At 46.2% G+C, this 22,068-nt stretch carries 23 protein-coding genes and 1 CRISPR repeat array; of the genes, 19 read left to right on the forward strand and 4 right to left on the reverse strand.

Going from position 1 to position 22,068, the window contains the following annotated elements; genetic code table 11:
• Positions 1-136 precede the first annotated feature (136 nt).
• From DW949_RS11125 to DW949_RS11160, 8 genes are all read left to right on the forward strand, one after another.
• Positions 137-1,336 (forward strand): type I-F CRISPR-associated protein Csy1, encoded by a 1,200-nt coding sequence (locus DW949_RS11125; protein WP_158570680.1) that lies wholly within the window; start codon positions 137-139, stop codon positions 1,334-1,336.
• A complete protein-coding gene (gene csy2 / locus DW949_RS11130; protein WP_118023287.1) occupies positions 1,333-2,280 on the forward strand; it encodes a type I-F CRISPR-associated protein Csy2 in 948 nt (315 codons plus the stop codon). The genes DW949_RS11125 and csy2 overlap by 4 nt, the downstream gene beginning before the upstream one ends.
• 2 nt (positions 2,281-2,282) lie before the next feature.
• Entirely contained in the window at positions 2,283-3,305 is a 1,023-nt protein-coding gene (gene csy3 / locus DW949_RS11135; protein WP_118023288.1) for a type I-F CRISPR-associated protein Csy3, read from the forward strand.
• Positions 3,302-3,892: a type I-F CRISPR-associated endoribonuclease Cas6/Csy4 gene (gene cas6f / locus DW949_RS11140; protein WP_118023289.1), complete on the forward strand. Its 591-nt coding sequence runs from the start codon at positions 3,302-3,304 to the stop codon at positions 3,890-3,892. Before csy3 ends, cas6f begins: the two co-directional genes overlap by 4 nt.
• A 128-nt stretch (positions 3,893-4,020) precedes the next feature.
• Positions 4,021-5,491: a CRISPR direct-repeat array (repeat unit 28 nt; unit sequence GTTAACTGCCGCATAGGCAGCTTAGAAA).
• Positions 5,492-5,859: 368 nt separating this feature from the next.
• A complete protein-coding gene (locus DW949_RS11145; protein ID WP_118023290.1) occupies positions 5,860-6,171 on the forward strand; it encodes a nucleotidyltransferase family protein in 312 nt (103 codons plus the stop codon).
• The gene (locus DW949_RS11150) at positions 6,158-6,562 is read left to right on the forward strand and encodes an HI0074 family nucleotidyltransferase substrate-binding subunit (RefSeq protein ID WP_118023291.1); all 405 of its coding nucleotides are present in this window, start codon (positions 6,158-6,160) and stop codon (positions 6,560-6,562) included. The genes DW949_RS11145 and DW949_RS11150 overlap by 14 nt, the downstream gene beginning before the upstream one ends.
• Before the next feature lie 174 nt (positions 6,563-6,736).
• On the forward strand, positions 6,737-7,615 hold the full coding sequence (locus DW949_RS11155) for a radical SAM protein (protein ID WP_118023292.1): 879 nt from the start codon (positions 6,737-6,739) through the stop codon (positions 7,613-7,615).
• 98 nt (positions 7,616-7,713) lie between these two features.
• The gene (locus tag DW949_RS11160; RefSeq protein WP_233539585.1) at positions 7,714-8,211 is read left to right on the forward strand and encodes a VanZ family protein; all 498 of its coding nucleotides are present in this window, start codon (positions 7,714-7,716) and stop codon (positions 8,209-8,211) included.
• A gap of 20 nt (positions 8,212-8,231) precedes the next feature.
• On the opposite strand, the gene DW949_RS11165 is transcribed toward DW949_RS11160, so the two are convergent.
• Positions 8,232-11,153 carry a DUF3427 domain-containing protein gene (locus DW949_RS11165; RefSeq protein WP_118023293.1) on the reverse strand — a complete coding sequence of 974 codons (2,922 nt, stop codon included), beginning with the start codon at positions 11,151-11,153 and terminating at the stop codon, positions 8,232-8,234.
• Positions 11,154-11,166: 13 nt separating this feature from the next.
• A complete protein-coding gene (locus DW949_RS11170; protein WP_118023294.1) occupies positions 11,167-11,577 on the reverse strand; it encodes a (deoxy)nucleoside triphosphate pyrophosphohydrolase in 411 nt (136 codons plus the stop codon).
• 163 nt (positions 11,578-11,740) lie between these two features.
• On the opposite strand from DW949_RS11170, the gene DW949_RS11175 reads away from it, so the two are divergent.
• The 4 genes from DW949_RS11175 to DW949_RS11190 all read left to right on the forward strand — a co-directional run bounded on the left by DW949_RS11175 (position 11,741) and on the right by DW949_RS11190 (position 14,660).
• Positions 11,741-12,358 carry a hypothetical protein gene (locus tag DW949_RS11175; protein ID WP_118023295.1) on the forward strand — a complete coding sequence of 206 codons (618 nt, stop codon included), beginning with the start codon at positions 11,741-11,743 and terminating at the stop codon, positions 12,356-12,358.
• 18 nt (positions 12,359-12,376) lie between these two features.
• The gene (locus DW949_RS11180) at positions 12,377-13,048 is read left to right on the forward strand and encodes a TVP38/TMEM64 family protein (protein ID WP_118023296.1); all 672 of its coding nucleotides are present in this window, start codon (positions 12,377-12,379) and stop codon (positions 13,046-13,048) included.
• A gap of 11 nt (positions 13,049-13,059) precedes the next feature.
• Positions 13,060-14,304 (forward strand): deoxyguanosinetriphosphate triphosphohydrolase family protein, encoded by a 1,245-nt coding sequence (locus DW949_RS11185; RefSeq protein ID WP_118023297.1) that lies wholly within the window; start codon positions 13,060-13,062, stop codon positions 14,302-14,304.
• Between the two features lie 125 nt (positions 14,305-14,429).
• A complete protein-coding gene (locus DW949_RS11190; RefSeq protein ID WP_059076984.1) occupies positions 14,430-14,660 on the forward strand; it encodes a DUF1653 domain-containing protein in 231 nt (76 codons plus the stop codon).
• A 135-nt stretch (positions 14,661-14,795) separates the two neighbouring features.
• Here the strand turns inward: DW949_RS11190 and DW949_RS11195 are convergent, their stop codons facing one another.
• Positions 14,796-15,302, reverse strand: coding sequence for an Hsp20/alpha crystallin family protein (locus DW949_RS11195; protein ID WP_199595889.1), 507 nt, complete (start codon positions 15,300-15,302; stop codon positions 14,796-14,798).
• Positions 15,303-15,660: 358 nt separating this feature from the next.
• On the opposite strand from DW949_RS11195, the gene infC reads away from it, so the two are divergent.
• From infC to rplT, 3 genes are read left to right on the forward strand one after another with little or no spacing between them, the layout of a single operon-like run.
• Entirely contained in the window at positions 15,661-16,176 is a 516-nt protein-coding gene (infC, locus tag DW949_RS11200) for a translation initiation factor IF-3 (RefSeq protein WP_118023299.1), read from the forward strand.
• Positions 16,177-16,193: 17 nt separating this feature from the next.
• Positions 16,194-16,391: a 50S ribosomal protein L35 gene (gene rpmI / locus DW949_RS11205; protein ID WP_059076967.1), complete on the forward strand. Its 198-nt coding sequence runs from the start codon at positions 16,194-16,196 to the stop codon at positions 16,389-16,391.
• Between the two features lie 45 nt (positions 16,392-16,436).
• The gene (gene rplT / locus DW949_RS11210; RefSeq protein WP_118023300.1) at positions 16,437-16,787 is read left to right on the forward strand and encodes a 50S ribosomal protein L20; all 351 of its coding nucleotides are present in this window, start codon (positions 16,437-16,439) and stop codon (positions 16,785-16,787) included.
• 68 nt (positions 16,788-16,855) lie between these two features.
• On the opposite strand, the gene DW949_RS11215 is transcribed toward rplT, so the two are convergent.
• The gene (locus DW949_RS11215; protein WP_118023301.1) at positions 16,856-17,713 is read right to left on the reverse strand and encodes a LysR family transcriptional regulator; all 858 of its coding nucleotides are present in this window, start codon (positions 17,711-17,713) and stop codon (positions 16,856-16,858) included.
• A 149-nt stretch (positions 17,714-17,862) separates the two neighbouring features.
• Between DW949_RS11215 and DW949_RS11220 the strand changes: the two genes are divergently transcribed.
• The 4 genes from DW949_RS11220 to DW949_RS11235 all read left to right on the forward strand — a co-directional run bounded on the left by DW949_RS11220 (position 17,863) and on the right by DW949_RS11235 (position 21,834).
• Positions 17,863-19,116, forward strand: a complete 1,254-nt coding sequence (locus DW949_RS11220) for a diaminopimelate decarboxylase (protein WP_118023302.1) — start codon at positions 17,863-17,865, stop codon at positions 19,114-19,116.
• A gap of 197 nt (positions 19,117-19,313) precedes the next feature.
• Positions 19,314-19,835 carry a hypothetical protein gene (locus DW949_RS11225; protein WP_118023303.1) on the forward strand — a complete coding sequence of 174 codons (522 nt, stop codon included), beginning with the start codon at positions 19,314-19,316 and terminating at the stop codon, positions 19,833-19,835.
• A gap of 2 nt (positions 19,836-19,837) precedes the next feature.
• Positions 19,838-20,353: a transcription repressor NadR gene (locus DW949_RS11230; RefSeq protein WP_118023304.1), complete on the forward strand. Its 516-nt coding sequence runs from the start codon at positions 19,838-19,840 to the stop codon at positions 20,351-20,353.
• Positions 20,354-20,478: 125 nt separating this feature from the next.
• Complete coding sequence (locus DW949_RS11235) at positions 20,479-21,834, forward strand: MFS transporter (RefSeq protein ID WP_118023305.1); 1,356 nt, start codon at positions 20,479-20,481, stop codon at positions 21,832-21,834.
• Positions 21,835-22,068: the final 234 nt, after the last annotated feature.

Raw genomic sequence — 22,068 nt, forward strand, 5'->3', positions numbered from 1 at the left:
GCTTAGAAAGTAGTTATGTTTTGAAGTTATTTATCTGCCGCGTAGGCAGCTTCTTGAATAAATTTCTTTGGAATATAATTTATTATTGACCGTAGTAATGTTATGAATTATAATAAAGGCATAAGGAGGGATGCATATGGGATCGATAGCAACTTATATTGCCGATAAAGCGGCAAAAAAAGAACAGACCCCGGCAGAATGGATACAAAGCAATCTACAGAACCTGGAACGCTGTAGGACTGTATCACATATTGCTCGCTATACTAATCCGGATGTTGCAATCAGCATACACGATAACAGTCAGCCTGTTGGGCAAGGATATTTGACAACAGCTGACATAACAGCCGAAGATGATTTGGTTGTAAAAGGCGGTGCTGCCTATATGGCATTTGCTTCATTCCTGGTAGGAAAGTTTTCTGAAAAAGCAACGGCAGAAGAACAAAAGGAAGACCTTGCTGCAAAGACAGCATGGCAATACTTTCGCGAAGATGCACCATTCATCCGCAAGGAAATTGAATCTCTGGGAATTGCGTATGAACCGCTGAGAGAGAAGGTTCTTGAGATTCAGCCACAGGAATTGCCGCGACAGACAGATACTCGTTTGCGGCAGGTGTATTTCCCGACAGGTGAAAAAGACTATCATCTATTAACGGTCATCTCACCCGTGTCTATGATGTTCTCTTTAACAGAGAAAATTGAGACAGCATTACACTTGCAGAGAAAATGCCGTGATAAAAAATCGGAACATTATGGGAAATCACATTGCATATTCCCTAATATTACACGTGCTGCATTCGGAGGATCTCAGCCGCAAAATCTGAGCTGTCGAAATACATCTCGTGGAGTAGATGTTTTACCTTCACAACCACCCATACTCAGTGGACACAAGATAAGATTGCCCAAAAGGAATTTCTTCTCCGATTCACTTTACTGGCGTAGATTCAGTGATACGCTGTCTAATCTCGACACACTGTTGCGGGAACAGCGCCACAATCATGAGGCGCGGGAACGACGTGAGAATATTATCCTGGATTTTGTCGAGTGTGTCCTGTACGAAGCGAATCGCCTGCAGAATCTTCCTGCTGGTTGGAGCCAGGATACAGAGCTGTCCGATGAGCAGGCGGTTTGGCTGGATGTAGCCTACGGGAGTCAGCGTCAGGACGACACGGATTGGATTTGGCCGGCCTGCTTGGACTTTGCCCGTTGGCTCGTAAATGCTTACAAAAAATTCTGTCGTTATGAGAAGCTGCAAGAGATTTCGCTTTCTGACGCGGAGATGCATGCCTTTGCATCGACGATGGAGGATGTCCTGAAGCAGGAGGTGAGAGAAGGATGAATAGAACGAAAAAGTATTTGTTGTTGCGGCAGGTCAAAATCCACAATGCAAATGCATTCAGCAGTCCTCTCACGATTGGTTTTCCCGCCATGACTGCATGGCTGGGCGCCATGCATGCGCTTGAAAGAAAGCTCCGGCAGTGTGAATCCCTATCTGACATCCGTTTGACGAAGTTGGCTGTATCCTGCCATGATTTTGACCTTCAGACCTATAAGGGGCCAGGCGACTATGTGAACTCGGTGATTATTACTGCGAATCCCTTGCGAAAAAAAGGTGCTTCCTTTGAGCGGCCTCCGTTTATCGAGGAAGCGAGAGTCCACTTGACGGTATCGCTTCTTATTGAAGTAGATGGACTAGCGCCGATTAGCTTTTCGACTTTCACTAAGAAGACGACAGAGACTTTGATGGGAATGAAGATTGCAGGTGGAGATATCCTTGATTTTTCGCCAATACAGGACCCTATGGAATCAACTTCGACACGAAATTCCAGACTCCTCCTGGTGGATGGAGAAAATGAGAGAGATGTGCGCCGTGCAATTCGCAGCCTCATGCCAGGATATGTCTTGGTAGAACGTCGGCAGTTACTGAAACAAAAGAATGAAGAGAACAATCAGCAGGATATCTTGCAGACGATGCTGGATTTACTGGCTCTGCACTATGAATATGATGACGGACAGGACTCCTGGTATTTACAGCCACGCAAGGAAAAAGGCTGGTTGGTACCCATCGTCACAGGCTTCAAAGGGCTGACATCACTCGGGCATGTTGCGAATCAGCGTGATGCGAGCACATTACATCGCTTTGCAGAACCCGTGCTGACACTCGGCGAGTTCAAGATGGCCCATCGGTTTGATTGTATTGATGACATGATGTGGCATTATCATTATGATAAGAATAAAGATTTATATGTCTGTGTGAATGAATCAAATGAAGGAGAGGATTAATTATGGCAAAGTCAAATGCGAAGGGGCTAGCAACGGTATTATCTTTTGAGAAAAAAATCGTTCTCTCAGATGGTTTGATGTATGGGACGACCTGGGATGATCGTCAGGGTAAAGCGACCGCCCTTCCTCTACGCGAGAAATCCGTCCGGGGTACGATTTCCAATCGTTTGAAAGCAACCGTGGCCAATGACCCTGCAAAGCTCAATGCAGAAGTAGAGAAACCTAATCTGCAGACTGTTGATGCGGCCTCGTTGTCGATGGATCAGGATACTTTAAAAGTTACGTTTACGATGAAAATCCTGCCAGGTGCGGCTGTGCCGGCAGCTTGTAATGTTTCGAACCATAAAGCAAAAATCATGGAGATGGGGGATCGTTATGCGGAGCAGTATGGTTTTGGTGAACTGGCTAAACGGTATGCGCTGAATCTGGCTAATGCGCGCTTCCTCTGGCGGAATCGCGTTGGTGCAGAAGACCTGGAAGTACAGGTAAAAGCTGACGATAAGCAGTGGCTGTTCTATTCGTATGATTATTCTCTGCAGAATTTTGACAACAGTGATGCAACAGTTGAAACATTAGCAGAACAGATTGAATCGGCATTGTCTGGCAAAATCCCGTATCTGCTGTTGGAAATTACAGCTTTTGCCAAGATTGGCAAGGGGCAGGAAGTCTATCCGAGCGAAGAACTCATTCTTGATAAAGGGAAAGGCAAGAAGAGCAAAGTTTTGTATGAAGTGAACGGCACGGCAGCCATGCATTCTCAGAAGCTCGGCAATGCGATTCGCACGATTGACACCTGGTATAATGCATATGAAACGAAGGATGGTGTAGGACCAATTTCTGTCGAACCGTATGGCACTGTGACGAATCTGGGTAAGGCGTTCCGCAATCCAAAAGAAAAATGCGATTTTTATACGCTGTTTGATAAATATTCACTGGGTGCTGATTTTGACAGCCCGGAAGCTGCACATTACGTAATGGCTATGCTGATTCGTGGCGGAGTATTTGGTGCAAGTGGAAAGGAATGATTGACATGTGGTTCTTCCAAGATGTTATCTTGCAGCCGACAGAAGATATATCCGCTTCCTTCCTTTGGTCTAAAGTATACCGTCAGGTTCATTTGGCATTAGTCAACAGCAAGGATGAACAGGGGATTATCCGATGTGGCGTAGCTTTTCCTGAGTATTCCGATGAAACGCCGACACTCGGCCATCAACTTCGTTTACTTGCTCCAGAAGAATCAGAACTCCAGCATTTGAATCTGACTGAGGCATTGAAGCGCTTTACACCAGATTATGTGAGAATCAAAGCCATTCGTCCAGTCCCCGTCAGAGCATGCAAAGGCTTCGTGACGTACAGCCGCTATCAGCCAGAGGGCACAGCGATGCGAAAAGCTAGACGCTATGCAAAACGGCACGATATGTCGATAGAAGAAGCCCAAAAGCTTTTCCCGGCACTTACTCATAAGGTTCAATATCCGTATATCCAATTGGAGAGTATGACCAACCATCATCGTTTTAGCCTGTTCATCCAAAAAAAAGAAGCGGTTGAGCAGCCCTGCGAGGGATTCTCTGCATATGGGCTCAGTACTGAAACATCGGTCCCTGACTTTTGACCAAAAAATTTTCCGTTGCTCGCAGGCCTTGCAAATCAAGGGTTTTGACAAGTGTCTAAAATTTTGGTTAAATAAGGGTAACCCGCTGCGAGCTTAAGCAGCATAAGGATATTTGCGCAAAAGACTACGTTAACTGTCGCATAGGCAGCTTAGAAAATAATATAACCTCCTAATGTCGTAAATATTCTTGTTAACTGTCGCATAGGCAGCTTAGAAAGTTTCAAGGTCCTGCTGACTGACACCCGTTACGTTAACTGCCGCATAGGCAGCTTAGAAAGATACCGCGGCGGCGTCTTTGAACGGCATGTTGTTAACTGCCGCATAGGCAGCTTAGAAATATAAACCTATGGCTATCCAGTATGCATCCATGTTAACTGCCGCATAGGCAGCTTAGAAAAGAACTCCGGACTCGTATCGGACGTACAGAATGTTAACTGCCGCATAGGCAGCTTAGAAATTGTCTAAGTCTTGAAACCCGCATGGTTAAGCGTTAACTGCCGCATAGGCAGCTTAGAAAATGACGCTGTCCGGCGTATAGCTTACATACGTGTTAACTGCCGCATAGGCAGCTTAGAAACCGTACAATTTGGGCAGGTCTTAGTAACAATCGTTAACTGCCGCATAGGCAGCTTAGAAATTGGTAATTGTAATTTTTGTAGATTTTCGTTGGTTAACTGCCGCATAGGCAGCTTAGAAAACTAATATGGGTATCACTCGCTCAACGTTGTAGTTAACTGCCGCATAGGCAGCTTAGAAATTACTGTATCCCAGATGGGTGGCAATAAATGGGTTAACTGCCGCATAGGCAGCTTAGAAATGCAATCTAAGTAGCCCTTCTTTTGTCAACCACGTTAACTGCCGCATAGGCAGCTTAGAAATAGACAAAAATAACTTTTGAAAAAACGTACATGTTAACTGCCGCATAGGCAGCTTAGAAATTGAATGTTCCGTCGCCACAATCTATACACTTGTTAACTGCCGCATAGGCAGCTTAGAAAAATGATTATAGGCTGTACAGAAAAAGCAATGGGTTAACTGCCGCATAGGCAGCTTAGAAAACTCAGGCTATCAAGAAATACGGTGTCCGTGAGTTAACTGCCGCATAGGCAGCTTAGAAAAGCTGCATCAGGAATTCATAGAATCTCTTAAAGTTAACTGCCGCATAGGCAGCTTAGAAATCGATTCAATTGATACGTATTTGGCACTTTCAGTTAACTGCCGCATAGGCAGCTTAGAAATTCAGATTCTTGAAGGTGATCTGACGGGTCTTTGTTAACTGCCGCATAGGCAGCTTAGAAATATGAATATAGTCTGGTGCAGGCCATCAAGGAGTTAACTGCCGCATAGGCAGCTTAGAAAATAAAACAGGAGCAACGGCAACATACATAACAGTTAACTGCCGCATAGGCAGCTTAGAAATGAACGGCCTGATAATCTTCTGGTCTGGATGAGTTAACTGCCGCATAGGCAGCTTAGAAATTCCATTCATCCCAATACCGCGTAAATCGTTCGTTAACTGCCGCATAGGCAGCTTAGAAAGAAAGGCAAGACGGTATCGTACAGCATCCGCAGTTAACTGCCGCATAGGCAGCTTAGAAAATTTACTCATAGTTTTTACCTCCATAAAACATGTTAACCACAATAAAAGCGAAATGTGTGCATATGAATTATATCGCATGTATATATGGAGGTGCTGATTATGGCTGCCAGCCACAATTTATACTGCTGCACGTGACATGGTTGAACTGTCAACTATGTCAGCGGAGGTCGGGGGAGAGGGGATAGTGGGGATGGGAATGGCGTATTTTACCGATATAAGATTGACGCTTTCCGTAGTGTTTCTTTATATTGAGTAGGGAAATCCAGAATGATATAATAAATTTATCTATTATACAGACACGACTATATCGTATGAGTCCGTAAAAAATACGACATGGAATCTGGATGGAACGTCGAAGGTGACATATATGATAAATACAATGGATATACAGAGAACAGGACTCAGTGAAGAGTTAATAAAAGAAATAAGTACCATTGCCAGTAAATGGGGAGTGCAAAAAGTTATTCTTTTTGGGTCCCGATCACGGGGAGATTATGGACGTGCCAGTGACATAGACCTGGCTGTCTCTGGGGGGGATTTTACACAATTTTGTTTGAATATAGAGGAAAATGCATGGACGTTATTGAAATTCGATATCATTAACTTGGATGATCCACTGGAACCAGACTTTCGTGCTATGATTCAGAAAGAAGGTGTTACGCTTTATGAAAAAATATGAAAATTTTTGTTCAAACCTGACTGTATTGGCCAGTGCCGGAAAGGAAGATTTAGATAACGAATTTATACTCAGCGGTATTATCAACAAATTTTCCTTGCAGTTTGAATTGACGTGGAAATTGTTAAAAGAATTATTGAAATACGAAGGACGTAACGCAGCTCATAGTGGTTCACCGCGGGAAATCATTAAGGAAGCGTACGCCGTCTATGATTTTATCGATCCGGACATCTTCTTGGCGATGCTCAGAGATCGAAATGACATGACACATCTTTATGATGGTGAAGCAGCAAAACGCCTGGTAACGAAGATTATCCAAGTGTATATTCCCGCATTCCAGGATTTAAAAAAGCATATTGATGAACAATATGGTGACATACTTCCAAGCCTTTGATCGATTCTATATCAGAATGTACAGACTGGCGTGGATAACGGACTTTGGTAGTTCCCTGGCTGCCAATCTTTATTAATAATAGCTGCATCAGGATATTCCAATGAGAGAGTATTTGATACCGTAAGCGAAGCGGAAATCTTGCTTACAAATATATTATTCGAGGAGTCATGAATCATGCATTTTGCCAGTAATGTCGTACGTCCCCCTTATGAAGCACGGAGTGTTTATCTGCAGGTCACGAGTGGATGCAGCCACAACGCCTGCCGGTTTTGTACCTATTATAAAGATGCTCCCTTTGCCATTTCACTGGAAAATGAAATCATAGAAGATTTGCAAGAACTCAGAAGCTACGGGATTCCTTTCCCGCGTATCTGGCTGCAAGGTGCCGACCCGTTCCTGCTCAGTTTTGACCGGCTGAAACGGATTGCCGAACTGATCCATACCTATCTGCCCTTTGTAAAAACTATCGGTGGCTACGGTCGTGTAGTCAGTCTACGGAACAAAACAGCTGAACAGTTGCGGAAGTTAAAAGAACTGGGCTATTCCGGCATCGTCTTCGGTATCGAATCAGGAGATGAAAAGATTCTGTCCTACATGAATAAGGGCTATCATGCCAACGAGATTGTCCCTCAGCTTTCCAAAATGGATGAAGCCGGGCTCCCGTATGAAGTAATTTTCCTGAGCGGTCTCGGCGGCAGGGGATATGGACTGGATCATGCCAAAAAGACAGCCGAAGCTTTGAATCAGTTGCATCCGGACCGGATCATCATTGCAGGCCTTACGATTTTCCCGGATACGCCGCTGATGAAAGACGTACAGAGCGGTGAGTTTCAGGAAGCGACGGAAGGAGAACGAGTCTTGGAGCTCAAGGAATTTCTGAAGGACCTGAACATAAATACGCTGATCGATGCAACCAATGCCTCCATCATCACAGCCATTTATGGGAAAATCCCGGAACAGAAACAGGAAATGCTTGACCGCCTTCAGGCTATATATGACCGCTATGGCGAACAAGGACTCCGGCAGGCCCGGGAATCGCTCCAGGCCATTTAACTCATTTCTTAGTCGCTGGCTAAGAAAAACGACTAAGATAGCGACTAAAAGGCATGTTGTATCCTATCGGACTGGCTTCGTGATGAGGAGGAATAGATATGAAAAAAATGGTCGGCGTGATGCCAGCAGGTACTATTTCAGAGGAGTATGTCATGGAGCATAAAAAGTGGAGGTGGGTTTGCCTGATTCTGGTCATTGGCGTCCTTTTTGTCATCGGATGGCATTCCATGCAGCCGGGAGCCATTTCCCATCACGAAAGCCAGCGTGTCCTGGCTCTGGTCCGGCCCTGGGTGCAGGGCACGGCAATAGCCCCGTATGTCAGCGATGGCACACTGCGCCGCCTGGCCCATCTGGCAGAATATGCCATGCTGGGCTGTACGGTCAGTGGGGTCTTACTGGCTTATACGGGGAAATCGCATACACTATGGGTGCTTTTCATTGCCATTCTGGTGGCATCGCTGGACGAATATATCCAGCAGTTTTCCGGTGGAAGGACCTCTACGTGGCATGATGTCATACTGGATAGCGTGGGATGCATGGCAGGGATTCTGTTTGTTTGTTGCATCCGTGTGGTGTACCGGCTGATGAAGAGGTAAATAGGTCCTTTATCGGCCGTTTAGTGGGTAAGATATTCATACAGCCTGGTTTCGACCGGGACATCGAGCTTGAATTGGAAATTGACGACTGGCAGGGTTTTCCCGTTATTGCCAGTCATTTCTTTTTGTACCGGCCCGGCAGCGACAGACAGGTCGCCAAGATAGTAGAAATCGGTGCCTTCGCCGTCACTCTTTTTGACAAAGAGCAGTTTCCGGGTCAGAGGCGACTGGATTTTGGGCACTTCTCTTGAATCCAGCCGCACACGGGACCGGGTCATCCAGCTGAAGCGGTCGGGCGCGATGAACCGGTCTTCGTATTTGGTGCTTTCGGAAATATCGTCGCTCTTTTCGTAGGTGACGAAAATCGGGCAGGTGCGCCGTCCCGTCGTTTCAAAATCGTTGTCATCGACGATGGCATAGCCATTGAGCGTTCCTTCCCGGTTGGTCTTATAATTGAGCAGCCGCGATACGTCTTTGCGGGAGTATTTCCCATAGCGGACGAATTCGCCGGCATAGGCCTGGCCGTCGGTCTGTTTGTGGAACTGGTACATGCCATAGTCGAGACAGTCGTTCAGATAGGTCAGGAATTCGCTGTTTTCCGTGAGGGCCTTCATCCGGGACGTCAGGACGAATTGATTTTCCCTGCGCAATACGAGGGGGATATGCCTGTATTTTTTCTGTGCTGTCTGTGTAAAGAAATGCAGGGACAGGACGTTTTCGATGCCGGCAATCGTTTTTTCCGATGTCTCGTAGCCGCAGGTATGGCTTATATACGCCCGGAGGTCGTCAATGAGAAGGGCTGGGAGGGACAACAGGTAGTGCAGGACCTGCAATTCTTCCAGTCGCTTGCCATTGGCCAGTTCCAGGCTGACCAGTTTCAGCACGGCTTCATGGTCTTCCGTGAGCGACGTAGGTGTCTTGTCGATGCTTTGGGCATAGGCGAAATAGGATTGACTCTTTTGGACGTACAAATAAGGGTCCTTATCTCCCAGTTTTACGAAATCCATCATGAGTGGCCGCCGGCCCAGACGGTATTGCAAGTCTTTATACGATTGTTTTAATTCCTGTGCATCGGCCAATGATTTCCGGGTATTGATGGCTTCGTAAATTTTTTCTTTGACGACATCCTGGAAATGAACGGACGTAGAACCGGGCAGGAAATTCTGGGACATGGTACGCCGCACATCGTCCTTGTTGTACGTGCGGTCTCCATAGAGGGCGATGGGCAGGAGAAAATTATTTTTATAATTGCCGATGAAGTCGAGGACCTCCAGATAGCGTTTATGAGGGAATTTGCGCAGGCCGCGGCCCAGCTGCTGGACAAAGATGATGGCCGACTGGGTGGGGCGCAGCATGATGATCTGGTCAATAGACGGGATATCGACCCCTTCGTTGAATATATCGCGGGTCAGGATGTATTCGATATAGTCGGGTGTCGTATCCGGATTGCCTTCGAGGCGGCGGATGGCATCGTCCCGCATTTCCGGTGTGGAATCGCCGCTGAGCGCTACGGCACGGCGCCCTTGTTTTTGCAGCAAACCGGCCAGGATGCGGGCTTCCTCGACGCGGCTGCAGAAGATGAGACAGCGCAGGCGGTTTCCATCGCATCCGTAATAGGAGGAGTAATACAGGATATGACGGACCCGTTCTTCACAGGTCAGGTCCTGTATGGTGGCAGATTCATCCAGAAGCTGCCCATTCACGGAAATATCGGCAATGCCGTGATAATGGAACGGTACGAGCATGTTTTCTGCCAGCGCCTGATGGAGGCGGATTTCATAGGCGATATGATGATGAAACAGTTCGTAGATATCGAAGTCGTCGGATCGTTCCGGCGTGGCCGTCATGCCCAGCCAGAACCGGGGCTTGAAATAGCGGAATATTCGTTGGTATGAAGCCGCTCCGGCACGGTGTACTTCATCGACGACGATATAATCAAAGGAATCGGGGGAAAATCTCGTATATACGTCGGGCTGGGAAAGCGTCTGGATCGTGCAGAAAAGGTAAGGAGCATCCCAGTCTTTCTGACTGCCGGACAAAAGGCCCGTATCTTCCCGGGCACACCAGACGTTTTCATAACTCTGGCGGGCCGCTTTGGCAATGAGTTCCCTGTGGACGATGAATAAGAAACGCCGTGGCCGGAAGATGCGCACGTCAAAGGCGGACAGATAGGTTTTGCCTGTGCCCGTTGCCGAAATGAGGAGCCCTCTGTCGGCGCCCTGGTCCCGTAATTGCTGGAGTCCCTGCAGGGCTTCTTTCTGCATGGCATTGGGATTGATGGTCTGCATACGTACCAGATGGGTATGCCTGGGCCGGTTATAGGTGTATACCTGTTCGTAGGCTTTGATCCAGTCTTCATCGACCGGGACGGCTTCCTTCCACAGCGTATCGAATTCGGAACGCATCTGCCGGATGAGGCCGCCGTCTTTGGAGGACGTGAAAAAGACGTTCCATTCCTGATTGGTCGTCAGGGCCGAAGCGGTGAGATTGCTGCTGCCCAGAATCATCGTGTAGTTTTCCTGACTCCGGTTGGGCAGATGGAATAAATAGCCTTTGGCGTGGAAGCCGTGGTCTTCCGTGACCATGCGGAGTTCGATGGAAGAGGGCGGGCACAGATAGGCCTCCAGGGTAAGCAGGTCGCGAAGGGCGTCGGGCTCGGTGAAATTCAGATACTGGGAAGCCAGGATATAGCCTTTGACCGGCCGGTCTTTATATTCCAGCAGGACATCTTTCAGGCAGGCAATCCCCGATTTCGTGATAAAGGCTACGGAGAAATAGAACTCATCGCAATAGGTCAGCTGTGTAACCAGCGTATCCAGCACTTTTGTCTTTTGTGCGCGGTTATTGGTTACAATGCGGGGAACATACCGTGAATCCGCTTTCGTATTATAATCGATAAATCCTTCGCGCAAACAATTTTCCAGAATATTGCCTGTCGTCATCGTACAGCACCCTTTACTTTTTATCCGGTTCAGAAACTAATTTTTCCATGATGGGCTGATCGGCTGCCGCCCAGTCCAGTGAGGGCAGCTCCTGCGGAGAAAGCCAGCATGATGCGATGTGTTCCTTGCGGGTAAATTCCGGTGAGGAGAGCGGACAATAGAAGGCATGCATAGTAATGGCAAAATCGGGGTATTGATGATGAACGGTCATATACAGGTCGCTTTCTTTGATGGTCGTATGAATGTTCATTTCTTCCCGTAATTCCCGTTCCAGTGCTGCGTGCCGTGATTCACCCGGTTCGATTTTTCCACCGGGAAATTCATATTTGAACGATACATAGGGATAGTTCCCCTTTCCCCGCTGCATGCAGAGGATTTTTCCTTTATACGTCAGAATAGCCGCTACGACTTCTAATTGTTTCATCAGCTCGTCACCTTTCTCTGTCAATAAATATAGATCTATTATACTATCTCTCTTTTATGGATACCAGGACAGAAGACAACTATTTTACGCTAAGTGCGTCGCTTCTGTTGCCCTGCTTTTTTTCGGCGTGTTATAATAATGACAGAAAAAGGAGGACGACAGGATGGGCTTTTTTGAAAAAATGTATAAAGAAGGTCCGCAGCGTACGCGGAGTGAAAAGTTGTATGATGATGCATTACTCATCATGAACAGTATAGAAAAACAAAACGAAAGGCTGCCAGAAGATATACGCGGGGACGTGCTGGCAGGGGAAGCCTGTGATACTATTCCCGGTGCCAGTGGCGATTTCGGTCATGATATACATAATCCGATTCCTGTCAATGGCCCTATTGGCGAATTTTCCTATTTATCGCGGCTGCGCATGAAATCTACAGGAGGACGCGTATTTTTTCATAAACTGCGTACGATTGGCTCTATCGATGAGTTCGAACTGACGAACGTAAGCGGCCAGTTTGCCGACCATTTATTTCTGGATCCGTGGCACCGGGCCCAGAGCGGATGGTATCCTCATAATTATTATCTGGAACGGGAAGCCGTACAGCCCAGGGGAATCACGACGACGTGTCCTGATTTTCCGCGGGACTTGTACAAGCTGATCAAAAAGGAAGCCAAACGGTGGCTGTCTGTCGATGTAGCGGAGAAAGAAGCACAACATATTCGCGTAGAAGAAGCGCAGGCTTCTTTGCAGCAGTTCCGGAGTAAAGAAAATCCTGATTTATAGGTAGAGAAGTGTATAGGTATGATACGAAGTTCTTTGTTAGATAAATTGATGAAACTGGCTGTTCTTGTGATTGTTATCGTTGAACTGGCGGCAGTCCAATACTTTATCCCTGATTTCTATCAGACCTTGTTCCGTCTTACTCTGGATGGCAATGTGGAAGGGCTGACAGAATATATTTCTTCCTTTGGATATGGTGCAATCGGAATTACCATTTTTATGATTGTGCTGACCAATATGACGGGCCTGCCATCTATTCCTTTTTTAACGGTCAATGGTGTCATATTTGGTCTCCTGCCAGGTATCGTTATTTCCTGGATAGGGGAAGTACTGGGAAATATTCTGGGATTTGTCATCATGCGGACAGTGCTGCGGGATAAGGCCCGCAAGCTGGTAGAGCGAAGCCATCTGACAGAAAAACTGGATAAGTACAGTACCATAAAGACCATAGCGCTCGCCCGGGCTATCCCGTATTCGCCGAATCTGGTCATTACGGCAGTGGCCTCTATGAGCCGCATCAGTTTTTCCCATCACCTGGCGGCTACTATTATAGGCAAAGTCCCTTCTGTCATTGTCGAAGTATGGCTGGGGCACGACTTATTGAAATTTGGGCAATACGGCGGCCGGATTATTATATGGGCAACGCTGATCCTGACCGTGTATTATGTATATAAGCAGTATAAGAAAAGATAGAAGGGGTGCAGATGGAACAATCTTTTGCGTCTGTACGGATGGATCCGCATCATCCGCACTGGCAGACGGCTATTTCCCGCAGGGGGAACCTGTATCACCGGGCCGATGACTTCCGCACGGAATTTGGCCGCGATTTTACGCGTATCATTCATTCGACGGCATATAGCAGACTGAAACATAAGACGCAGGTGTTTTTTACGACAAAGAATGATCATATCTGCACCCGCATCGAACATGTCAATCAGGTCGCTTCTGTCAGTGGAACGATCGGTCAATATCTGGGCCTGAATACGGAATTGATTCAGGCTATTGCCAATGCCCATGATCTGGGCCACTCCCCGTTCGGGCATCTGGGAGAACGGGTCCTGCGGCAGATCAGTGAAAAGGAGCTGCATGAAACATTCTGGCATGAAAAACAGGGGCTGCGTGTAGTCGATGACATTGAAACGCTGCTTGATCCGGAAGGGAAAACCTCTAATCTGCTTCTGACATACGCTGTGCGCGATGGTATCATCTGTCATTGTGGTGAGGTACATCAGACGGTCCTGCGCCCCAGGGACGAAGCGATTGACCTGGAATCCATCCAGCGTCCCAATGAATTTGAACCGTATACATGGGAAGGCTGCGTCGTCAAAATTTCTGATAAAATTGCGTATCTTGGAAGAGATATAGAGGATGCCGTCCGCCTTCATATTCTGACGGAAGACGGTCATCCGCTGCAGGAGCTTAAAGAAGAATTGAATGGACATCTCCATGCTCATCTGCTGTCGGTAAGCAATACGGCTATTATGTATCCCCTTATTACGGATTTGTGCAAAGAGAGCTCTCCCGGACGGGGACTGGTCTTGTCCCAGAACCATCTCGACCTGATGCACTGCGTCATGAAATTTAACTATCAGTATATTTATCATAATAAAAGGCTGGAAGTATATCATGCCTATGCCCGCCTGATCCTGGAATCGATTTACGGCATCTTAAAAGAGTGTTATGCCGGGGAACAGACACTGGACAATATCAGGCGCCTTCAGGATGATTATCCTACACTGGGGAAACATTTTCTGGAACGGATGCGGAAGTTTTCTGATATAGGCCGGCATATTGCCAAAAAGGATAAATTTGGAAACAGCTTTGGCAACACGGTCATTTATCACATTTCAGATTCAGAACAGGATTACCGGCGGGCCTGTATCGATTATATTGCAGGCATGACGGATACCTATGCGGAGAAGATATTTGATGAACTGACTACTTTTTGACGATATCTATTTTGCTTTAAATGTGATACAATAAGAATTAGCCTGCCGACGGATAGTACGGATAATATGAGATGAAACAAAAAACGGGCAGGGAAATACCGGTTATTTTCAGGAGGATGTAATTCATGAGAGAACTTCCAAAAGCGAATGAAATATGGCTGCATTTCAAGGGTGGAAAATATCAGATCATCACCCTTGCCGAACATACGGAAACGGGAGAAAAATTCGTTATTTATAAGGCGTTATCGGGGACGATGAAAACCTATGCCCGTCCGCTGAAAGATTTTATGAGTGAAATTGACAAGGAAAAATATCCCAAGGCAGAACAAGATTACCGTTTTGTAAAAAATGCCTGAGAACGGACCATTAAACGCAAACAGGGCTGCCTCCCGTGAGTAGGAATACTCATGGGAGGCAGCCCCGTTTGTGTTAAGGGATGGGGAAAGTGATGTATATGGGAAGTAATGTATAAAATAGGGGAGATGGACTACTTATTTGATATCAATCCGCTGGCTGGCCTGAATGGCATCAGGATCCTGTTTGGGTAACGTGATGGTGAGGACACCGTTTTCAAACGAAGCTTCGATGCCATCGCGCTGGATGTTACGGACGACGAACTGACGGCTGTATACCGTATTGGTACGTTCTTTACGGAGGAAATGATGTTCTTCTTTTGCCGGAGCCTTGCTGCTCTTTTCGGCTGTATCACTGCTGGCAGAAGCAGCCTGAGCACTGGTTTCCGGAGATTTTTCTTCTGTTTCTTCCTTATGCTGTGCCCCGATAGTCAGGATGTCGTTGGCATAGGTAATGGTGATATCTTTTTTTGCCATACCTGGCAGATCGGCTGTCAGGACATACGCTTTTCCTGTATCTTCGATATCCACTTTGGGCAGTTTTACCTGCGTTTCTGCTGTGGGCTGGAACAAACCGTTGAAGAAATTATCAAATGTGCTGTCAGGAAATGCAAAATCGGTGCTTACAGGAAATAAGTTTCTCATAATATAAAACCTCTTTTCTTAGGTGAATATGTGATAGTGATGAAATGTAGACTTTTTATCTTTTAGCTCTTTTGACCTTTAAGCCTCTGGAACCTTTTCCTTTCTGTCTACGCCTATAGTATACGTCTTGTTAGCCACTATGTCAAGAGAGTGCTAATAAAAATTATTAAAAACTTTATTGCAACTATCCATTGACAAGCGATGGGAGTTTTGATATACTTTCAATGTTGAAAACAAAGCAGAAGCTATCCGCCTCTCACCTTACATGACTGAAATTGTTACTAAGGTAAAATGATGTATACCCATACAGACGGATGGCGCATGCTTTCCGTTCTTTTTTTTATGGAGGTGAACGACGATTAGTAAGGAATTACGTATCAACGATCAAATCAGAGCCCGCGAAGTCCGTGTGGTAAGCGACAATAATGAACAGCTGGGAGTCATGTCCCTTCGTTCTGCCCGGCAGATTGCCGAAGAACGGCACCTTGATCTGGTAGAAGTAGCGCCGAATGGCAGACCGCCTGTATGCCGTATCATGAATTATGGTAAGTATCGGTACGAACAGCAGAAACGGGAAAAAGAAGCTAAAAAGAAACAGAAGATCCTGATGCTGAAAGAAGTCAAGCTCCGTCCCAATATTGAAGATCATGACTTCTATGTCAAGATGAAAGCTGCGCAGCGCTTCTTAGGGGAAGGCAGCAAAGTCAAAGTTACGATTATGTTCCGCGGCCGCGAAATGAGCCATCCGGAACTGGGCGAAAAATTATTGATGCGTTTTGCTGATGAACTGAAGGACGTTGCCCATGTAGAAAAGGAACCTAAAGTAGAAGGCAGAAACATGACCATGGTCATCGCTGTCAACAAAGCGAAGTAAGAGGAGGATATATAATTATGCCGAAATTAAAAACCCGCCGTGCTGCGGCCAAACGTTTTACAACAACTGGTACTGGTAAATTCAAACGGATGAAACCGTATAAGAGCCATATTCTGGAATCTAAATCCCCAAAGCGTAAACGGAATCTGAGAAAAGCAGCACTGGTTGCCAAGACAACAGTGGATGCTGTTCGTAAAATGTGCCCCTACATCTAAGGGAATACTGACGTAGTTAACATATAGATTTGGAGGAAATGAATCATGGCTAGAATTAAAGTTGGCGTTACTGCACACGCTCGTCATAAAAAAATCTTGAAATTGGCTAAAGGCTATCGCGGCACCCGCTCCCGCCTTTTCAAAAAAGCTAACGAAAGCGTCATGAAGGCTCTTTTCTATGCCCGTCGTGACCGTCGTGCCAAGAAACGTGAATTCCGTAAACTCTGGATTGCCCGTATCAATGCAGCAAGCCGTGCCAATGGTATGAGCTACAGCAGATTTATTTATGGCCTGAACAAGGCAAATGTCATTGTTGACCGCAAGATGCTGGCTGACCTGGCTGTCAATGACGCAGCTGCCTTTGCAAAACTCGTTGAAGTAGCAAAAGCACAGTAAGATACGGTCGTATTTTATCTGATGTTTATAAAAGCAATTCTGCTCCCTGTGCAGCAGAATTGCTTTTTTTATGTTAGCAGATACGTTTCCAGGTCATGAGGGAGCGAAGCGGAAGAACGGGTGACATAATAGCTGCTTACGCGTGGCGGGGCAAAATCGAGAAGAGGAACGGCGCGGAGAATGCCCTGTTCCAGATCGTCTTCTACCAGGCTGTGGGGAAGGAAGGAATAGCCCAATCCCTCTGCCAGATATTGGGGCAGCTTGGTGCTGTTATCAATTTCCATCGGGAACCGGTGATGGCGGGGAAACAAGTCCTGGATATACAGACCGACTCCCTGCAGCGCAAAATTACAGAATAAATAGTCTATCTTTTGCAGGTCGTCTTTGCGTATTCCTCCGGCGTAGGTCGTATCTGCACTGCTGCATACCAGGTCTAATGTATCGGTACGGTATAGTTTACAAATAATGCCGTCCCGGTACAGTGCGGAATAGGTGAATACGACATCCAGTATGCCGTCCTGAAGGCTGCGGAGCATTTCCGGCGTATGGCTGATGGTAATGTTCAGGGAAACGGCCGGCCTGGTTTTCATATAGGCGCGGATGCTTTTTTGCAGATGACATTCATAAATCGTATTTGTCGAGCCGATGTGAATCTTCTGGGCAAAGACGGAACTGCTCTGGAGATCCTGGAAGGCCGTGATTTCCAGTGCGATGAACCGCTGGGCATAATCGAGGAATTTTTCCCCCGCCGGAGTCAGTTCCACTTGTTTATGATTGCGGACAAATAAGGATTTGCCCAGCTCGGTTTCCAAATCACGGATGCGGTTGGTTACGGTAGACTGGGCGACAAATAATTGCTGTGCTGTTTTGGTGAAATTTTTTATCTGGGCCAGGGCAATAAATGTACGCAGTGTCGTAGTATCCATAAGGTCACGTTCCTTTAACTATATAATTCGAAAAACAAATTGTAAAAATTAATATAATCTATTTCACAAATTATCTTTATCCATTATATAATACGTATGTAAAAGAAACAATTTAAAATTATTTTTTTATATCAATGGAGTTGAATAGGATGAACAAAAAGACCGTTCCATTTTCAGAAGAACAGATTCGCAATATTATTGCTACGTATCCTACGCCGTTCCATATTTATGATGAACAGGCTATTCTCGATAATGTCCGTAAATTAATCAAGGCCTTCGACTGGGCTTACGATTTTAAAGAATATTTTGCCGTCAAAGCGACGCCGAATCCGTATATCATGAAATTGTTAAAAGCAGAAGGCGTCGGCGCGGACTGCAGCTCCCTTCCTGAACTGGAATTATGTGATAAAGTAGGCATTACAGGACGGGATATCGTATTTTCGTCCAACGATACGCCGTATAAAGAATTTGCCAGAGCTATGGAATTAGGGGCTCTCATCAATCTGGATGATATTTCCATGATTGAATACATGGAAAAACGGGGTCCGCTGCCGGAATGGATCTGTGTCCGTTATAACCCCGGCCCCATGCTTAAGGGCGGCAACGAATACATTGGGAAACCGGAAGAAGCCAAGTATGGCATGACACGGGAACAGGTATTTGATGCTATCCGTATTTTGAAAGACAAGGGTGTCAAGCATTTTGGCCTGCATACCATGGTCGTATCGAATGAATTGAACGCCAGCGGACTTATTTTTACAGCAAAGATGATGTTCGAACTGGCTGCAGAAGTAAAAAATTTGTTAGGAATCAGTGTGGAATTCATTGATTTTGGCGGCGGGATCGGACTGCCGTACCGTCCGGAAGAATCCTTTGTTGATTATGATGAACTCAGCGCAGGCATTAAGGCCCATTTTGATGCCATCATGGAACCGGCCGGACTGCATACGTGCCGGATTTCCTTTGAATGCGGCCGTGCCATTACGGGGCCTTATGGGTATCTCGTAACGACGGCTATCCATCATAAACACATCTGGAAGGAATATATTGGTGTCGATGCGTCTATGGCTAACCTGATGCGTCCGGGCATGTACGGCGCCTATCATCATATTACGGTCATGGGCAAGGAAAATGAACCGAAAAACCACGTTTATGATGTGACCGGTTCCCTGTGTGAAAACTGCGATAAGTTCGCTATTGACCGCAGCCTTCCCCGGATAGACGATGGAGACATCCTGGTCATTCATGATGCCGGGGCACATGGTCATTCCATGGGCTTTAATTATAACGGAAAACTGCGTTCGGCTGAACTGCTGCTTCATGCTGATGGTTCGGTGACCCAGATCCGCCGTGCTGAAACGATAGATGATTTGTTTGCTACATTAGATTTTTCTGATTTATAATATGTCATGCTGCGAAAAAAGCCTGCCACAGACGGCAGGCTTTTTTGTGCATCGAGGACTGGCATGGAACCTTGGTCTGCCGTGGCGCCGTTTCTGATTTCCTATAAATTTTGTCTGATTTTCATAGGATTTACTTCCTCTTTATGTTAAAATACTAATATAAGCTGTGTTTATAGCAGAAGAGAGGAGTGGAAGCCATGCTTACCGGTTTCGATGCACTGACAGGGTTTCAGATCTGTATGGTCATTTTCCTCTCTGTATTTTCGTTCCGATACCGCAAACATTGTTCGGAAAATCTGGCATATTTTTTGCCTGTACCGGTATTGTATATTCTTTGGGCTTGTGTAGTGATCTATTACTTTGCCGATTTTTTTTTCATGGCTGTCCTCTGGTTTCTGCTGGGAAATTTTCTCAGCGTAGGAATCGCCGTGCTGTTGAGGAAAAAAATGCGACGCTTTTATCACGAACAGGCAGGGGGAGAATTTTATTATCCCTGTGCAGGCTGTATGTTTCTGTTCTTATTGGGCATTACGATAGTTCTGGCAGGAATCCAGTGTCTGGTATTTTATATGCCCCTTCTGGTACATTCGTGGGTATTTAATGAGCTCCTTGGTTTTATACCGGGATTGGGGATTGGATTTTTATTAGGTAATTTGTTTGCGGCTTTTTTCCTTTCTGTTAATCAGGATACAGAAGAGATTGTCATAAAGAAGGTATAGATATGGAGAGCGAAGATCGGAGAAAACAAATTATTGATATATTGACAAAGGCCAGCAGCCCTGTCACGGGAACTGAATTATCCAAAAAATGCCAGGTCAGCCGTCAGATTATTGTAGGAGACGTGGCGTTATTACGTGCCAGGGGAATCTCTATTATTTCTACACCCCGTGGGTATCAACTGGACCATGCAGGGCACGTGGGTATACAGCGTATGATTGTTGTATGTCACGGTCCGGAACAGATGCGGGCCGAACTGGAAGCTATTGTGGATAATGGCGGCCGGGTGCACAATGTCGTTGTCGAACATCAAGTCTATGGGTATCTGGAAGGGGCACTGAATCTCCGCTCCCGGCGTGATGTAGACCAGTACATCCATCGCATGCAGGTTGCCCACGCTGAATTGCTCAGCCGTATCAGCGGGGGCATTCACTCGCACCTGATTGAGGCAGATACGGAAGCGGATATAGCTGCCATTGAAGGCGCATTGGACAAGCTTGGAATTTTATATAATCCATAAATTCATCAGATAGAAGCAATAGGAATGATTGATTTCCTATTGCTTTTATTTTTTTTTGCGTGTACAATACACAATATATTACAGCTGTCATGACATCTGTAAAGAATGGATTAGGAGGAATTGACATGGTTTTGGAACGTCTGGAAGCGCTGCCTGTAGGCTCGTTTCACTACAAACTTTTATTAGTAACCGGCCTGGGCTGGCTTTTTGATTCGATGGATACGGGATTAATTGCATTTATACTGCCAGTCCTGGCAAAAGAATGGCAGCTGGCTCCCGGCCAGATGGGGCTGATTGGCAGTATTGGCCTGATCGGGATGGCTCTGGGGGCTGTTATATCCGGGACCGTTGCCGATCATCTGGGACGGAAGAAAGTTTTTTCGATAACCGTACTTTTATATAGTATCGCTTCGGCACTATGTGCTATATCATGGGATTATCAGTCTTTGCTTTTATTCCGGTTCCTCGTCGGGTTTGGTTTAGGGGGAGAACTACCGGTTGCAGCCACTCTGGTATCGGAATACGCTCCGTCACGGGTGCGCGGCCGCTTCATTGTCCTTCTGGAAAGCTTCTGGGGACTGGGCTGGATTGCAGCAGCCTGCATCGCTTATTTCTTTATTCCTGTTTATGGATGGCGTATGGCCTTTGCACTAGGAGCCGTCCCTGCCGTATATGTATTTTTAATCCGCCTTCATATGCCGGAATCGGTCCGTTACCTTCTGTCACGGGGCAAAGCCGAAGAAGCCAGGGCGATCGTCACGTCACTGGAACGCAAACTGCACGTACCTGTACTTCCTTTTTCTGACGGTCCGGAAGAACTGCCGCCGGCTACGACGGTCTCGTTCCTGGAATTGTGGAAGAAACCCTATATGAAACGGACTATCATGTTATGGCTCGTATGGTTCGGTATTAATTTCAGCTATTATGGGATTTTCATGTGGCTGCCATCATTGGTATTCCAACAGGGCTTTACCGTAGTCAAGACGTTTGAATATGTACTTGTTATGACGCTGGCCCAGTTGCCCGGATATTACTGTGCCGCATGGCTCGTCGATAAACTGGGACGAAAATATACCTTGTCTGTATTTCTTCTTTTCAGCGGCGTGGCCAGCTATTTCTTTGGACACGCTTCCACAGCAGCATCCTTGATGATGTGGGGCTCTGTTATGTCGTTTTTCAATCTCGGGGCATGGGGCGTCCTTTATACGTATACGCCAGAACAGTATCCGACTACTATCCGCGCTCTTGGCAGCGGCTGGGCGGCCGGCTTCGGCCGATTCGGCGGCATGGCAGCTCCTGTGATGGTCGGTGTCATGATTGGGAATAGTTTCGGTTTCGGCGCCGTATTTTACATGTTTGCCTTTGTTTTTATCGCCGTAGCAGCTGTTGTAATGGGACTGGGTATTGAAAGCAAACAAAAAGATCTGGAAAGTATTACGACGGTTCAGCATCGTTCAAAAAGTGTAAAACAGACGTTATAGAAAAAATTTTGCAAAAAGAGGGGCTGTACCTATTGACATCCTCTTTTTTTGATGGTAAAATTCTTTACATCGCATGAGACCGAAGAACATCAAATACAGTTTTGAAACAAAAGAGTTTAAAATTAGTGCTTGACAAAACGGAATAGTGTGATATACTAAACGAGCTGTTGGAGATACCACTTCAATAGCAGATGACCTTTGAAAACTGAACAATGCAACATACGAATGAACGCC

Source organism: Megasphaera sp. AM44-1BH (assembly GCF_003467125.1).
GTDB lineage: Bacteria > Bacillota > Negativicutes > Veillonellales > Megasphaeraceae > Megasphaera.

Bases quoted from the DNA above. Each gene is read 5' to 3' on its own strand.
- DW949_RS11125 (WP_158570680.1), top strand. From the start codon at position 137: ATGGGATCGATAGCAACTTATATTGCCGATAAAGCGGCAAAAAAAGAA.
- csy2 (WP_118023287.1), top strand. From the start codon at position 1,333: ATGAATAGAACGAAAAAGTATTTGTTGTTGCGGCAGGTCAAAATCCAC.
- csy3 (WP_118023288.1), top strand. From the start codon at position 2,283: ATGGCAAAGTCAAATGCGAAGGGGCTAGCAACGGTATTATCTTTTGAG.
- cas6f (WP_118023289.1), top strand. From the start codon at position 3,302: ATGATTGACATGTGGTTCTTCCAAGATGTTATCTTGCAGCCGACAGAA.
- DW949_RS11145 (WP_118023290.1), top strand. From the start codon at position 5,860: ATGATAAATACAATGGATATACAGAGAACAGGACTCAGTGAAGAGTTA.
- DW949_RS11150 (WP_118023291.1), top strand. From the start codon at position 6,158: ATGAAAAAATATGAAAATTTTTGTTCAAACCTGACTGTATTGGCCAGT.
- DW949_RS11155 (WP_118023292.1), top strand. From the start codon at position 6,737: ATGCATTTTGCCAGTAATGTCGTACGTCCCCCTTATGAAGCACGGAGT.
- DW949_RS11160 (WP_233539585.1), top strand. From the start codon at position 7,714: ATGAAAAAAATGGTCGGCGTGATGCCAGCAGGTACTATTTCAGAGGAG.
- DW949_RS11165 (WP_118023293.1), bottom strand. From the start codon at position 11,153: ATGACGACAGGCAATATTCTGGAAAATTGTTTGCGCGAAGGATTTATC.
- DW949_RS11170 (WP_118023294.1), bottom strand. From the start codon at position 11,577: ATGAAACAATTAGAAGTCGTAGCGGCTATTCTGACGTATAAAGGAAAA.
- DW949_RS11175 (WP_118023295.1), top strand. From the start codon at position 11,741: ATGGGCTTTTTTGAAAAAATGTATAAAGAAGGTCCGCAGCGTACGCGG.
- DW949_RS11180 (WP_118023296.1), top strand. From the start codon at position 12,377: ATGATACGAAGTTCTTTGTTAGATAAATTGATGAAACTGGCTGTTCTT.
- DW949_RS11185 (WP_118023297.1), top strand. From the start codon at position 13,060: ATGGAACAATCTTTTGCGTCTGTACGGATGGATCCGCATCATCCGCAC.
- DW949_RS11190 (WP_059076984.1), top strand. From the start codon at position 14,430: ATGAGAGAACTTCCAAAAGCGAATGAAATATGGCTGCATTTCAAGGGT.
- DW949_RS11195 (WP_199595889.1), bottom strand. From the start codon at position 15,302: ATGAGAAACTTATTTCCTGTAAGCACCGATTTTGCATTTCCTGACAGC.
- rpmI (WP_059076967.1), top strand. From the start codon at position 16,194: ATGCCGAAATTAAAAACCCGCCGTGCTGCGGCCAAACGTTTTACAACA.
- rplT (WP_118023300.1), top strand. From the start codon at position 16,437: ATGGCTAGAATTAAAGTTGGCGTTACTGCACACGCTCGTCATAAAAAA.
- DW949_RS11215 (WP_118023301.1), bottom strand. From the start codon at position 17,713: ATGGATACTACGACACTGCGTACATTTATTGCCCTGGCCCAGATAAAA.
- DW949_RS11220 (WP_118023302.1), top strand. From the start codon at position 17,863: ATGAACAAAAAGACCGTTCCATTTTCAGAAGAACAGATTCGCAATATT.
- DW949_RS11225 (WP_118023303.1), top strand. From the start codon at position 19,314: ATGCTTACCGGTTTCGATGCACTGACAGGGTTTCAGATCTGTATGGTC.
- DW949_RS11230 (WP_118023304.1), top strand. From the start codon at position 19,838: ATGGAGAGCGAAGATCGGAGAAAACAAATTATTGATATATTGACAAAG.
- DW949_RS11235 (WP_118023305.1), top strand. From the start codon at position 20,479: ATGGTTTTGGAACGTCTGGAAGCGCTGCCTGTAGGCTCGTTTCACTAC.